Raw genomic sequence first — 13,274 nt, 5'->3', positions numbered from 1 at the left:
GGGTATAATAAGCATTGGGTAATTAGCGGCGATCCAAGGGCACTGAGGAGAAGAGATCACTCTCAATGGGATTCTTTTCGTGCCCCCAAGGGGTGCGGGGCACAGCAGCTGTGCTTCGTGGAGCGAGTATGTCCAGTAACAACGTCCTCTCCCACCTGACGTTCACCAAGCGAGTCGCAAAGCGCGCCCAGTATGAAGCCCTCGAATTTTCACTCACAACGAGGGGTGTCCTCGTTCGAAATACGAGTCACGCAAATCCAGCCGATCACGAATATCTCGTCACAATTCGCGATGGAATCCCCATCGCCTGTGAGTGTCCTGCAGATACTCGGTACGAAGGAGCATGCAAACATCGGGTTGGCGTTCGAATTGCAATGCCACTCCTGCAGGCAGCGACAGACCATTCCCTCGTTGCAGACGGTGGGACACAAATTGAGACCGAACCTGAAACCCATACAGACAACAGAGACAGTGACCAGCCAGCGGACTGTGACTGTGATGAACTGAGTGGTTTTCCATGTTGGCCCTGTGTGCGATCCGGGCGTCGCGATCTCCCGGAAGAGTAGTGTGAATCACGTGTGAATCTGCGCTTCTTGTAGGAGGATTTTATTGGCGCCGGCGATGGGTGCCGGCGCACAGATGAAGTGTTGTGTGATGGAGCTGTGTCGAATCAATTTGTCGGCGAGGTGACCGATATGCACCAGGTAATTTACGCACTCGTAGAAGCATCGACTGAAGAGACTGCACTCGCATGCGGAAAAGCGGCGTTCGACCGATTGGTTGGCGCTGCTCCCGACAATGCTGCCATCTTTGATTACTATGTGATGTTTGATGACGAGCGGTCGTCCGTCGCAGGCAAGGCTCGGTGGGGCGACCTTCCGGTTGTCGCACTAGTCGAGTCAAAAGACGGCGAAAAACTCCTAGAGCGAGGCTGGGAGGCAACCAAGTTGGAATTCAAGCGGAATCTCGAACAGGTAAGAACGGCGGTCACCGAGTTCAGTGATGAGGAACTCATGCACGACAAAGATCTTGCCCGCCATGCCTGCTACAATCTCGGCGCGTATCGTGGCCCGTCGCTCTACCTATACACCGAATTCGGCGACGCGATTCGTAATCGTGACCATCTCGATCATGTGCTCAATGCTGACGAGCAGCTGTGGATCATCCCGGCGGACGTCGACTACTGAACAAACAATTGCAACGAACTCTCGTCCCGGAAGTATCTAACAGAGCAATCCTTTTTGGGCTAGTTGAGAAGCATTGGAGTAGTTTGTCGCTCCTTGGGAGAGCAGAGCATCTGCAGGAACGTTCCCTACACCCCTCGCATGGTCGTGACTATTCGGCGGGGTTTACCTCATGGGGAGCGAGACGCAGTTTCTGTACTGCAGGTAAGCGTCGGAGAAGATACGTTAGTCTTGGTCCGAACCATCAGTCGCGGACTTGGCGTGACTACCGAGCAATTTTCGGAGGAAGCTCGGTGCTTTATCGATGCGTTCCGAGCCCAATTTCCGGCCAGTTTTCGGGGATTGAACCATGGTTCTATTGTTCTACTCAAATATTCCGCTTCAAGCCAGATAAAGCTAGGGCTCCCGAGACGAGGATCAGTAGTCCAAGAAATCCATTCGTCCCCCACGTAAGGAAGGCAAGGCCGTGAAAAAGGAGCAGGAGTGCCGTAACGAGTAACAACTGCGTGACAAGAAGTTGGTACCGATTTGCCGATTGTTCCTGCTGGAGGACTCCAATCCACTCGTCGTATCCTTCGAGTAAAGTAGAAAGCCACTCTTCCTCACTATAGCCTTCCTCTCGAACTTCTTCGCGCCACGTCGAATCAATACCGACATCAAGCTCAGAGTCAGTATAGGTCAAAATCGAGACGAGGAGCGTGAGCAGAAGAATAAAAATACCCGATCCAAACAGTATGAGCACACCGGTCGGCATCGATGTAATCCGGGAAGTCCCAATGAGTCCAGCACCAGAGAGAATGATCCCGAGTACAACCACGGCAACGCGGCCAATCCGCAGCGCTGCATCATCCATGGCGTTGATATCCGTTACCCGATGATCAAGCACTGCACGCGATTCCTCACGAGCGATCCGTAACGCTTCGACATCGGAGAGTTCTTTCTCGTCCTGGTCAGGAGCGTCACTCTCGGTCGTCGCGGTGGATGAGGATTCGTCGGAGCTGACCGTCTTTGTCACACTACTCTACATCATTCAACGGTTTATATTTAAACCCATTGTTGGGAGAATCAGCGTGTTCTCATTCATAGTTCCGTGGTTTGCAGTGGCTACTGCATGATTCGACCGTGAAGCGCCGTGCGGTCACACTTCGAGATACCCGGCCTGCTCTGTCTGTAGTCCAACAGCAGATCGCCAATTGTTCGTTAGTTGTGGAGCACAGACGCGATTTTTTCGGCCCCCAAGGGGTGCGGGGCGCTCGATAGAAGCGTCCGTGTTCGAAAATCAATGGCTCAGAGTACCACTACTGCGGTGTCGTTCGACGACTTCGACACCCGACGTGACGAGATGCACAGCACGATCGAACACTGGATCGACGACCTCACTGCCTTGACTGACGAGGCGAGAACGAGTCAACAGTTCCAGGAGTGGCTAGATGTCCAGTCGAAGTTTCATGACTACTCCCATCGGAACACGCTCTTGATCACTCTTCAATGTCCAAATGCGACGAAGGTCGCTGGGTACAACGCGTGGCGATCTGAGTTCGACCGCCACGTGAAGGAAGGTGAGAACGGAATCTGGATCTGGGCACCCATCATCACGAAACAGTGTCCCGAATGTGAGAACTCACTGAGCTACCACGAGCAAAGTGAGTGTGAATATGACGAGACACCACCTGAAGCGTGGTCGAAAGGACTCGTCGGATTCAAACCCACGGCTGTGTTCGATGTGTCTCAGACCGAGGGTGAACCACTTCCCAAGCTCGAGACCGAAGCAACCGGAAATGCCGAAAATCTCGTGTCCCCCTCCAAGATGCAGCTGATGAGCTCGGGGTGACGGTTCGTATCGTCGACGCTGACGACTGGGAACACGGCAAGGCGAAGGGCGTCTGCAAACAGCGGAGTCTGTACGATCTCCAGCCCATCGTCGAAGTGAAAGCACGGGCAAATCAGGCGGATCTCGCTGTGACGCTGATCCACGAATACGCTCACGCATTGTTGCATTTCGATGTCGACGATGAATGTGAACGGTCAAAACGCGAAGTCGAGGCGGAAGCCGTCGCGTACATCGTCGGTCGGTACGTTGGGTTGGACACGAGTGGCTCAGCATTCTACCTCGCAGCATGGCAGGACGATGATTCGGACGCGATTCAAGATCGACTTGGACGAATTCGAACCACGGCAGCGACGATTATTGAGGTAGTCGAACAGAGAAGGGAGTGAGTTTGGCACCGTCGAATTCGAGTGCTGAATATGACTTTGCGACCGAGGACATCCTCGCTATTCAGGTCGGTGATCAGTTAGCCGGATCTTTCCTTCGACTTCGTAGATGTGGCCCCGCATGTAGAGTCGTTCGATGACATCTTCGGCCGCTGGCTGCTCGAGCTCCTCACGATCTTTAAGGGTTGCATACGCTTGCTCGTACGTGAGTTCTCCCTCACTCGGCAGTGCGTTTGCGAGTGTCTCGAGCGATTCTTGCGCAAGTGGTGTGAGTGGTGATCGCCGATTCGAAATCATCGATATAATCAAAGACAGGAACTACCGATGTAAAGCCTTGGGACAAAATGACACTCGCCTCGTTGGTGATTGAATACAAGGGGAACAAACGGCGTGGAAGGATGGGTTGGATTGAGGTCCACGCCGTTGACTGGGTTACGCTGACTGCAGATTCCTCTTCGAAGGCGATTGGTAAAGAAGTCAGCCAACCGGTGCGGAAGTGAAACGAAACGCTGGCTCGTCAACAACCCCGACCTCGAGGCTCGGGGTATCCTCCTCGGCAGCCGATGAAGACGAGATTGCGCTTTGTCCGAACTGCCATCGACGAGCCCACAATGGAGCTGATAAAGATGAGTTCAATCAACGACTCATCGAGCAGCTCGAAGCCAAGCATGAGGGTAGGGAGGTCGGGAGTAACTAAGCAATAGGTGATATCGTGGATGTTGTACAGTTAGTGATGCGCACTGAAGCAGATGATAGCTACAGGTACTTGCGTAATCGGCGAGCTGAGGATGAATAGTTAGTTTAGCCCCTCACAAAGCTTATTACGGCATTTTTCGGTTCAGTATATAATGAACCGTAGAACCGTTCTTCAAACGATTGGACTGGGAGCTACCGCTACGCTTGTAGGCACCCACTTTACACATGACGCTGCCGCAACCACGGCAACCTCTGAGACGAACTGGTCGCGCCCATGGGGAACCACAGGACGAACACGTTATAATCAGTCCCATGAGTCCACTGATTCGTACGGGCAGACTGACTGGAAAGGCGGTAGTGGTCATTTGACGGGGACGCCGACGGTGAGTGATGGCGTCCTCTACACTAGTATAGTCAGGGGGTATGTCTCATATTCAGGATATATCCGTGCATACGATCTCGAAACAGGGAGTCTTCTTTGGAGTGTCCATGAGCACAAACTAACTGAAGAAGAAAAAGAAAGAATAGCAGAAGGATCTGATCCACTCATCAATGAGTCCAGCGCACCATACGGATACCTCACCCATTCTCCCGTAATCGAGGATGGCGTATTATATGGGTGCGGCTCCTCATCGGGAGATGCACAGCATTATGTTGCAGACGGCGTGTACGCACTCGATGCCAAGACAGGAGAAGAACTTTGGGCGCGCACCGATCTAGTCGACTATTCTGAGCTCGAAATTTCAAATGGGCTCGTGTATCTGTCTGGACTTACACTTGACGCAAAAACAGGGGAGATAGTCTGGGACACATCCGCAGATGAAGAGGTAATCGGGATCGTCGATGAGACACTCTACACATATGCAATTGTTTCTCGACCGGATGAGGATGTTGTCATGGTCATCGCACGTGATGCCCAAGGTGGCACCAGGCGTTGGCGTGCGCTTTCACCATATGGGACTGAGGGACTGCCGAAAGCAGTTGATGAAGATTTTATCTATCTAGTCTCGCCCGAGGAGGTAGACGAAGAGGGGATCGAACCACGCGTATGTGCGCTTTCGACCAGCGACGGGCACGTCGAGTGGGAGACCACCCTTTCAGTCCGTGACGGAACGATCGATGTGAGTGCACCGGCGGTCGATGATACCAGTGTCTATCTGCTCACCACAGGAACAACGAACTCGTTCATGGTTATGCAAAATATCGATGCACCAATCGAGGGTGTTGGTACTGCAGTCGCACTTGATCGAGAAACGGGTGCCGAACAATGGCGTCTTGAGACGCCTGCTGCATTTGTTGGAGATCCAGCAGTTGATGCAAATTCATTGTATGCCACTGCTCGCTATCATGCCTGCCCTGAGTCACCTTCACAATGGGTCGCGCCGGGACTCTATACGATTGATAAACAAACTGGTGTGAAGCAGTGGACTCATACAATCAATGGCTTAGCCACTGTTTTCTCTCCCGCTGTTGCGGATGATCGCGTGTTGCTTGCAGCTCGTGATGAGGGCGCAGGGTGGGGAGACGGAAAGATATATTCGTTCAGCAGCTGTGGGTGTGCGCCGGAGTGTAACACGCAGTTTGCAGACGATGGAAGGACACGGACAATCCCCCAGCCACCTGAGGAGCAACAGACAACGACCACGACTTCATCGCCGGAAACGACTGAACAAGACCGAACAACCACGACGTCACCGACAACGACCAACAAAGAAACAACGACGGCGGACTCAGCTACGACCGATCGGGCTTCAACCCTGAACCCAACAACGACCGGACAACAGCGGCAAACAAGTACGTCGATAACTAGTTCGGTCTCCGAGAAGACGTCACCTCAGACAACAACTAGTGATGGGCAACCCGGGTTCGGTATTCTTGGAGCGATTGGAAGTCTAATTGGCGGTACTATCTATGCGCTTCGTCAATTACCAGGTAATAAATGATAGCTAATGGAAACTAGCTGATGAGGGTAGCGCCATCACAGCACAATTTGCGATGCGACGTGAGAACTTCCCGATGAATTTAGACGAGGTCGAACTCGAGCACCCCCTGCTCTACTTTATTGGCCCTGAAGACGAGAACGCTCCTATCTCTTTTTTCCTGTTGCCAGTTGATTAGTATACAATACTAATTTCGTCACTATCACTGAATCTATAGAAATAGACGAACGACATCGAGGAGATACACGCTTTGTGAAAAGAGGAAGGCGGGGTCGTCGAAAAGCCAAGGCCATGGGATGTACTTGCGGTGATGGAACCACCCAAACCCTCCATGACGAGCGAGATCGCGGACGAACTGGATTGGTCGCGACGGTCGGCCTATAATGTTCTTAACCGTCTCCATGAGAACGGCGAAATTCGAAAGAAGAAGCCCGAGGCTCGTCACGTGATGTGGATTTGGCCGGAATAGCGGTCAGCTGCTAGCAAAATGAGTTCTGTATAGTGATGAAAAAACAGGCTGATGTTACATCGAGGCGATGAGCTGCTACAAATCGCGCGCTTGGACAGTTTTGCGGTCGTTTTCTTCGGCTCGTCGAGCAGCGTTGTCGAGGACTGCTGCGACTTCTTCATCAAGTGCATCGTAGAAGTCACTCGCTACATTTTGTCCTTCGAGCTGTTCTTTCACTGCGGATTTGACAATCAAATCGGCCATACAAGCGTCCAAACGGTATAATACTACAAAAAGACACCGGCAAAATAGTCGAGAGGGGACAGTAATTCGGATCACTGATGAGGATATTCTTCGAGTGATTCGTGCGTCCGAGTTTCCGGCAGTGACCGCTCGGTGGGTCGCAGATACAGTTGAGATGGAGCGGCGGCCAGTACATCAGCGGCTCGAGGAGTTGCATGAGCGGGGTGAACTGGAACGTGGGAAATTGAGTCCGCGGGTGGTTATCTGGTGGGTTCAGAAGGAATAGTGGGCGCGCTATGGCTTTTTCATATCTGTCCACGTATCTACAGCATATGATGCCCTCCACGATTTCATGGTCCATCCGCGTCCAAAATTCCCGGCTCCTCCGATTCTGCGTATATACTGCGATTAGCGTGCTCGGAGGTATGTTCCTCCTTGCTGTCTGTGGCAGTATATTCTTTCTTATCGTTGAAATCTGGCAAGGCAACTTCTCTCCTGTTGTCCTTGCCCTCTTGCTCGCATTAATTGGTGGACCAGTTTCCCTGCTTTATCTTCTGCCAGTGCTCAGGGACGCAGATCAGCGGCCATCTCCAACCCAATTCATTCCATTCGGAGTTTCCCTTCGTATGCTCCCAATTTTGTCGCTCTGTGGGGCACTGCTTCTATTTGGTTCAATCCAAGTATCGCCTCTTGGCCCGCTTGTCGTCTTTGGCGTTGGTATCTTTGTCCTCCTTCCAGTTGCGTCCGCGGTGCAGAGTGATGGAAAAATCGACACAGAAGAAAACACACTCACCTACTATAATCGAACGGTGGATCTTGATACGCTCACTCGTGTACGACGACTGCGTGTCGGTGCACTTTCGATTCTATGGCTTTCGTATGTCTCTGGTACTGCAACCACCCTTACTCCCCGATTAGTGGTTCTCCCTACCGACATCGAGCGACGAACGAGAGAAACGTTTGAAGCGGGAGTTTCCCAACCAGTTGCGGATGAACATCATGGATCTCCTCGTGCTGTCTCGATTGCTCTTGGACTATTTGGATTTCTCTTTCTGAGCATCGGAGGAGTTGTGTTTCTGATTGATCAGATTCCGTCCGGTGTCGACGTCTATTTCGGTGTTTTCCTCGGACTATTTGGGATGATTTTTCTCTGGGCAGCAGTGACGACCTGACGACCGTTACAGTCCTCGTAAAAATACTTTCAGCGCTCTCAAATAGCCTCAAACTAATGGCAAGGCAGTAGTGAGGAACAGAGCGATCAATATCGATTCTTGTTAGTGAGACAAGAGCTATATCCAATGCTAATAAGTATCGATGTATGAGACGTGACTTCCGCTCCACCACAGCAATACTTCTCTTCACAACCCTCCTCGGTGTCTTCTGGTTCTTCGAGGTAGGAAGTGCGTTTGCTATTGATCGGGTTGTCAGAGGCTCGTGGGAATCATTTCCCGTCTGGTTCGTCACAATCGGGAATTCACTCGGTGAACAAGTCACATACCACTTTATTCTGTTAGGAATACTCTCGTTTGTCCTCTCACCTGTTCTTATCTTTGTCTTTGGATATTGGCTGGGCCAAGGCTTCGACCTCACGGAGGAGTATCCAGAGTTCTTCAAAGCGCTATTGGTTACAGGGGGCAGTGGACTCCTCATTGGTCGTGTCATCGCAGCTCTTGCCCTCTACTCTACCTTTGAGCGGGATTCGCAGGTTACATCTCAGTTGATTGAGGGTGTGGGACCGTTAGGCGAGTTGTATCTCCAGTTCATCTTGGTCTGTTTCGCTGGAGCCGCATTGCAGCAATTTCGACAGCAACGACGAGTACGCAAGGCTGGTGGCTCAGACAGTGGAGCAGGGATCAGAGACTCAACTGTGTCATATCTTACTGCGTTCCGTTCCCGATCGCACTAAGAGATACTGTGCGTCCAGTCGATCTTCTCAACACGTCTCTGTCTGTAGCTCGAATGCAATCGCTTGTTCTCCGTCTGGAGTCTGGTAAACGACTTGTATCGTCTCGGGAATGGCAGTCTCTGATGTGAGTGTTAGTTTATATTTGAATGTAACTCCCCCACAGTCTACCTCATCTGGTGATCGTGATGATCCCCACTTGCTCGATAGGACAATCGTAGCTCTGTCCTCGGTTTGGTTAAACTCGAATGATTTGAGAACCATCTCGTGACAGCCGGTCGGTGGACGAAACCAGCCGGTCAATTCTGTTGTCTTCGTCTTACAGTTCGTGGTAGCCGAGACCGACTCATCTGGGGCTGGCATTTGGCCATCAACCACAACCAACTTCGCGGTGAGCCCATCCACTTCTTCGTTTGATGGCGGCGAAACGGTAGACGGTGTCACGTTGGAGTGAGTTGTTGTCTCTGGTTGTGTTCCATCTGCTCCTCGTCCAAGACAGCCCGCAAGACCAACAGAAAGTCCAGTAAGGACAGTTCGACGGTTCATAATTCGTTATGTTTTGATCACAGCATAAGCTTCGTGAAGAGTGAAATAACTCTTTGACAGTACTCGAATATGAGCTACTGCAATAGCTAGTAGCCACACAACTCGCTCTCAATTACATTCTATATCCTTGAAAAGCGCACTGCTGGTATACCAGCATCAACACCGTACTTGCTGACTGTAGTGGCTTGTTCTGAAATAAGAGGCGACTGTCTAATTTTCGAACAGTAGCACAAAACATATACCGAACCCCCCAAAGGACCAGGTGTGGCGCGGTTGCCTCTGACACCCTGAATGGTCTCGCGTGGGTCTGGCGCCATCACTCCCGATCCACACGCCCTTTCCCTCGCCACCCCTCCTTCCTGCTCGAACGCGTGCCATGGCGTGCCTCCGAGCAAGAAGACGATACTGACATCTTCTCAACGCTGACTAGAAGAGTTTTAATTTGACAAACAATAGTGGTGCGGTATGAACCGATTCTATCTCTTTTACGTCTCTACGCTCATCGGTGGCGCAGCTCTAGGTATTCCTGCATTGATATCTGTAATCACTGGTGAGCAAAGTATTCCACTAGTACTTCAAGCAGTGGGTGGATGTGGAATGGCGGTTGGAGCAATCTATGAGGTTTTCAGCAAAGATCCAGCAGAGTTCACTGTTGGGAGATATACGGTCTGGACGCTCGTTCTTGCAACCCTGCTGATTGTCCTCGCAAGGGCTATTCGGTTAGTAAGCTAGCGGTTAGAGTGAAAGCGGTGAACAGGGACGATTTGCGGAGCAAACAAGTGATGAGGATATACTTCGAGTGATTCGTGAGTCCGAGTTTCGGGCCATGACCGCTCGGTGGGTCGCAGATACGGTTGAGATGAAACGGCGGCCAGTACATCAGCGGCTCGAAGACGATGACCGACCAGCAGTCGGTCCTCGCGCTAGAGTGCACAGATCCGATCCAGATCCACACCCAGAAACGCACACTCACGGGTGTCATCTATCAGTGTGAGCACCACGAACCCACGCTTTCCTGTCGTGGCCCCGAGCCCGGCGAGCACGTCCTGTATGTCGCCACGCCGTCGAACGACCTCTACCGACTGCAGTACCGCTACTACGACACAATCGAACACACCGAGGCCGACCTCGATCGGTACGGCCGCACCCCCTCCGGGAAGTACGCCTGGTTGCGAACGTATGCGACTGTCGAGTGCATCGTCAACCCGACGGGAGGTGAGCAGACGTGAGTGGGTATGCGCCCACGCCGTTGAATCCTCGCGATGCCGACTCGCTCGTTACACACCTCAAACCGAGTGACTGCGTTCGCATTACGACCACAGAGTTGCCCCGAACGATTTGCACGGTCAAAGCAACGACCCCACCGACATGCTGTGGACCGCATCTCGTTCTGACGACTCCACCGATCACCACGACTGCACAGGACGACGTTCAGCAAGCCACCTACCACTGCACCAGTCAACCCGATTCCTCTATGACTGTTCTCGAGTACACTCACACCGCCACTGACACGACTAGCCGTAGTATCGGTTCGCTCACTACCATCGCTCACCTGCCGCGCCTCTCGACGCCAGCAGAGGACACTGCGACCACAGTGGAGGTGCGTGCCGATGACTGACACCACGTCCGGAGCTACCACTCTCGAAAATGTCTCGATTAGCGACCTCGCCAAGCACGTCCAATCGCTCAGTGATCGTGTTGACGACCTCGAAGTAGAAGTCGCCGAGAAAGACGAACGGATCGACAACCTCGAACAGCGAGTCGACGAACTCGAAGACTATCGCGAAGAGACAGCGAAAGAGCGTGCTCAGGACCGGCAGCAGCTCAGTAGTCTCGAAGAGATGACCGAGTCACTAGAAGCGGACGTCGACGACCTCACCGACGTAGAGGAGAAGAACAGTCGGGTGCGTGCGTCAGTCTCGCGTATAATTAACCTCGTGCGCGATTACGAGACCGAAGAGAGTGTTGACGACGACTCGCCAAACCTCGCCGCGGAAGCAACCAATGCAGGCCGCCGACTCTTCGAGACAATCCAACGCGCAGAGCAGAATACGGAGCTCGTGAACTTCCGCGAGAAGCGTGCCGAGAACCAGCAAGTCGAGGACAAGTACCTCGATGTCCTCCAGCACGCGAAGAACGTCGCCAAGACAAACGACGTGATGGTCGCACGGTTAGGCTATCGAGAGGTTGCAACGCACTATGGCTGTGCGTACAAGAACGATGGGTATCGTGTGATGGAGGAGATGGCCGAACGGGTGCCCGGCGTGACCTACAAAGAATCTCGAACGCTGTGTGTAGACGACGCGATGGGTGTCGGTGGTCATCACATCGAGATCACGTTCGCCCATCCCGACCTCGCCGGATGGATGCGAGCACACGAAGCAAACGCGGGAGGGAACGGAGGGCGCTAATTATAGCGTTGTAATCACGGGGGTTCGCAGAACCCCCGCTTGAACCACACCACTACCCGAGATTCACACCGCACTGCCGGTGACACATGGTGGTACTAGTGTGTTGGTTACGGTGGAGTGCGTCTTTTTCTGCGTCTATTTCTGCGAAACGGAGGGGGTCGCTCTCGCGATCCTCCTCTATTACAACGTTATAATCGATCGGATCCGATCGGCGTAGCTAACCCAACGACCCCTTCCAGAGAAAACAGTGACCTGAACGACGACCCGGGAAAGTCGTTCTGTTGAAATCGTCAACAAATGCACGAATCGAGTGCTGAATTCAGAGGACAAGTTCAGCACGACCGTCAGGACAAGACAGCAACCGAACCGACTGTCGGTAGGGCGCCGACGCAGTCAGTAGCGGCCAATACGGCTAATCCGCGCTCGCCTCACTTGACCGGCTGAGCCTCTGGGAATTGATAACTCCCGTTGATGATTGGCGTGCGCGGTTGGTAGAGTCGGACGATATAGTGCCATCCTTTTGGCGTGTAGAGGAAGTTGGGCTGGTCGGGGTCGCCACCGAAATGAATCGTGACGCTGCCGTCGTCGGCTCGCTGTGCGGTCGCGTTGTTGATCGTGTACGCGTCGTACTCGTTCTTCTCGAAGTAGAAGTCCCCGTTGTAGACGCTGACCGACCAGAACCCGTCGACGGGAACGTCTTCGACGGTGAGTGTGTAGGGCATCTCGCCGTCGTTTTGAGCGGGCGTCCGGTGGAGGATCAATGCTTCCGACGGTTCCGGAACGCCGGTCCACCCTGCCGTACTGGCGATAAAAAATTTCACGGGATCGACCTCGCCGACGTCTCCAAACGCGTCCGAGTAGTCGTCCAGCGTGAGTCCGACAGTGATGAGCGCGTCGTTGAGTTCTTTGTATGATTCCTGGTCCCAGTCAGGAATCTCGAATGAGCCAGCCGATGCCTGCTCTACGTCGGTCTCGTCCTGGAGTTGCTGGACTTGCTTCACATCGGCCGGATCGTTCGAGTCGACGAACGCACGAATCAGGACGCCAACGTACCGCGTCTCGACCATATCTCGTGTAATCGTGTACACGCCAGGTTCGGTGACGCTCAGTTTCACATATTGGCACTCGTTCTGGACGTTCATCGAACGATATCGGTCACCGCTGTCCGGGAGCGTGATGGTGACCGGTTCGGTCAGGTCGAACACCCCGAATGAGCCGAGCACGTCGCGGTCTTCCCCGATAGCTACCTGGTTCTCGATAGGAGTGATACTCTCGCGATGATAGAACTGTCCGAACCCGCCATTGTCGACGGTTCCCTGCCATGTGATGTGACAGTTGGCGCGGGGGTAGTTTTTCCACGTCACTGGGACTGCATTGGTATTGTCCGTCGTCTGTTGCTGGGCCTGTTCAGTGGTCTGGCTCGGCATGTCTTGGTGAGCGCTGGCACTACCAACGCCCAGTGCGAGTAAGCCGGCAAGCCCTGCTCCTTGCAGCGCACTTCGGCGGGTTGCTTGCAGCGGGTTCGAATCCGATTCTGCGTCAGCGGTTGTATCGCGTTTATTGTTTGTCATGTATCGTGACTCTCGTTCTCTCACTCGGCGCCCAACAGTACTGCTCCACCCAACTCCCACTCTCCTACGACAACCCCGGATAAAGAGATGATGCCAGAATTGTATAATATACTAATAT

The 13,274-nt window shown here is 53.0% G+C and carries 13 protein-coding genes and 1 pseudogene; 10 read left to right on the top strand and 4 right to left on the bottom strand.

Annotated elements, in window-relative coordinates:
- Positions 1 to 65: 65 nt before the first annotated feature.
- Both ACR3FE_RS17660 and ACR3FE_RS17655 read left to right on the top strand, forming a co-directional pair.
- The gene (locus ACR3FE_RS17660; RefSeq protein WP_458208718.1) at positions 66 to 566 is read left to right on the top strand and encodes an SWIM zinc finger family protein; all 501 of its coding nucleotides are present in this window, start codon (positions 66 to 68) and stop codon (positions 564 to 566) included.
- A gap of 129 nt (positions 567 to 695) precedes the next feature.
- Positions 696 to 1,187: a DUF7995 family protein gene (locus ACR3FE_RS17655; RefSeq protein WP_458208716.1), complete on the top strand. Its 492-nt coding sequence runs from the start codon at positions 696 to 698 to the stop codon at positions 1,185 to 1,187.
- A 364-nt stretch (positions 1,188 to 1,551) separates the two neighbouring features.
- Here ACR3FE_RS17655 and ACR3FE_RS17650 read toward each other — a convergent pair whose 3' ends face one another.
- Positions 1,552 to 2,199, bottom strand: coding sequence for a hypothetical protein (locus ACR3FE_RS17650; RefSeq protein ID WP_458208714.1), 648 nt, complete (start codon positions 2,197 to 2,199; stop codon positions 1,552 to 1,554).
- Positions 2,200 to 2,466: 267 nt separating this feature from the next.
- Between ACR3FE_RS17650 and ACR3FE_RS17645 the strand changes: the two are divergent.
- Positions 2,467 to 3,401: pseudogene (locus ACR3FE_RS17645) on the top strand (ArdC-like ssDNA-binding domain-containing protein).
- Between the two features lie 57 nt (positions 3,402 to 3,458).
- Here the strand turns inward: ACR3FE_RS17645 and ACR3FE_RS17640 are convergent.
- The gene (locus ACR3FE_RS17640) at positions 3,459 to 3,695 is read right to left on the bottom strand and encodes a hypothetical protein (RefSeq protein WP_458208712.1); all 237 of its coding nucleotides are present in this window, start codon (positions 3,693 to 3,695) and stop codon (positions 3,459 to 3,461) included.
- Between the two features lie 782 nt (positions 3,696 to 4,477).
- On the opposite strand from ACR3FE_RS17640, the gene ACR3FE_RS17635 reads away from it, so the two are divergent.
- Complete coding sequence (locus ACR3FE_RS17635) at positions 4,478 to 6,037, top strand: outer membrane protein assembly factor BamB family protein (protein ID WP_458208711.1); 1,560 nt, start codon at positions 4,478 to 4,480, stop codon at positions 6,035 to 6,037.
- Between the two features lie 541 nt (positions 6,038 to 6,578).
- Here the strand turns inward: ACR3FE_RS17635 and ACR3FE_RS17630 are convergent.
- Positions 6,579 to 6,746: a DUF1931 domain-containing protein gene (locus ACR3FE_RS17630; protein ID WP_458208710.1), complete on the bottom strand. Its 168-nt coding sequence runs from the start codon at positions 6,744 to 6,746 to the stop codon at positions 6,579 to 6,581.
- 404 nt (positions 6,747 to 7,150) lie between these two features.
- Between ACR3FE_RS17630 and ACR3FE_RS17625 the strand changes: the two genes are divergently transcribed.
- From ACR3FE_RS17625 to ACR3FE_RS17600, 6 genes are all read left to right on the top strand, one after another.
- On the top strand, positions 7,151 to 7,897 hold the full coding sequence (locus ACR3FE_RS17625; protein ID WP_458208709.1) for a hypothetical protein: 747 nt from the start codon (positions 7,151 to 7,153) through the stop codon (positions 7,895 to 7,897).
- Between the two features lie 146 nt (positions 7,898 to 8,043).
- Entirely contained in the window at positions 8,044 to 8,631 is a 588-nt protein-coding gene (locus ACR3FE_RS17620; RefSeq protein ID WP_458208707.1) for a hypothetical protein, read from the top strand.
- Between the two features lie 1,008 nt (positions 8,632 to 9,639).
- Positions 9,640 to 9,906, top strand: a complete 267-nt coding sequence (locus ACR3FE_RS17615) for a hypothetical protein (RefSeq protein WP_458208706.1) — start codon at positions 9,640 to 9,642, stop codon at positions 9,904 to 9,906.
- 164 nt (positions 9,907 to 10,070) lie between these two features.
- The gene (locus tag ACR3FE_RS17610) at positions 10,071 to 10,403 is read left to right on the top strand and encodes a hypothetical protein (RefSeq protein WP_458208704.1); all 333 of its coding nucleotides are present in this window, start codon (positions 10,071 to 10,073) and stop codon (positions 10,401 to 10,403) included.
- The gene (locus tag ACR3FE_RS17605) at positions 10,400 to 10,792 is read left to right on the top strand and encodes a hypothetical protein (protein WP_458208703.1); all 393 of its coding nucleotides are present in this window, start codon (positions 10,400 to 10,402) and stop codon (positions 10,790 to 10,792) included. The genes ACR3FE_RS17610 and ACR3FE_RS17605 overlap by 4 nt, the downstream gene beginning before the upstream one ends.
- Positions 10,785 to 11,585, top strand: a complete 801-nt coding sequence (locus tag ACR3FE_RS17600) for a hypothetical protein (RefSeq protein WP_458208701.1) — start codon at positions 10,785 to 10,787, stop codon at positions 11,583 to 11,585. The genes ACR3FE_RS17605 and ACR3FE_RS17600 overlap by 8 nt, the downstream gene beginning before the upstream one ends.
- A 428-nt stretch (positions 11,586 to 12,013) precedes the next feature.
- Here ACR3FE_RS17600 and ACR3FE_RS17595 read toward each other — a convergent pair whose 3' ends face one another.
- Positions 12,014 to 13,156 (bottom strand): DUF1214 domain-containing protein, encoded by a 1,143-nt coding sequence (locus ACR3FE_RS17595; RefSeq protein ID WP_458208700.1) that lies wholly within the window; start codon positions 13,154 to 13,156, stop codon positions 12,014 to 12,016.
- Between the last annotated feature and the right edge of the window lie 118 nt (positions 13,157 to 13,274).

The sequence above is a fragment of the Haladaptatus rarus genome (assembly GCF_054177585.1).
This window is presented reverse-complemented; position numbering and strand designations above follow the sequence as displayed.

Excerpts from the sequence above, each read along its gene's own strand:
- ACR3FE_RS17660 (WP_458208718.1), top strand. The coding sequence starts at position 66 with ATGGGATTCTTTTCGTGCCCCCAAGGGGTGCGGGGCACAGCAGCTGTG.
- ACR3FE_RS17655 (WP_458208716.1), top strand. The coding sequence starts at position 696 with ATGCACCAGGTAATTTACGCACTCGTAGAAGCATCGACTGAAGAGACT.
- ACR3FE_RS17640 (WP_458208712.1), bottom strand. The coding sequence starts at position 3,695 with ATGATTTCGAATCGGCGATCACCACTCACACCACTTGCGCAAGAATCG.
- ACR3FE_RS17630 (WP_458208710.1), bottom strand. The coding sequence starts at position 6,746 with ATGGCCGATTTGATTGTCAAATCCGCAGTGAAAGAACAGCTCGAAGGA.
- ACR3FE_RS17625 (WP_458208709.1), top strand. The coding sequence starts at position 7,151 with ATGTTCCTCCTTGCTGTCTGTGGCAGTATATTCTTTCTTATCGTTGAA.
- ACR3FE_RS17620 (WP_458208707.1), top strand. The coding sequence starts at position 8,044 with ATGAGACGTGACTTCCGCTCCACCACAGCAATACTTCTCTTCACAACC.
- ACR3FE_RS17615 (WP_458208706.1), top strand. The coding sequence starts at position 9,640 with ATGAACCGATTCTATCTCTTTTACGTCTCTACGCTCATCGGTGGCGCA.
- ACR3FE_RS17610 (WP_458208704.1), top strand. The coding sequence starts at position 10,071 with ATGACCGACCAGCAGTCGGTCCTCGCGCTAGAGTGCACAGATCCGATC.
- ACR3FE_RS17600 (WP_458208701.1), top strand. The coding sequence starts at position 10,785 with ATGACTGACACCACGTCCGGAGCTACCACTCTCGAAAATGTCTCGATT.
- ACR3FE_RS17595 (WP_458208700.1), bottom strand. The coding sequence starts at position 13,156 with ATGACAAACAATAAACGCGATACAACCGCTGACGCAGAATCGGATTCG.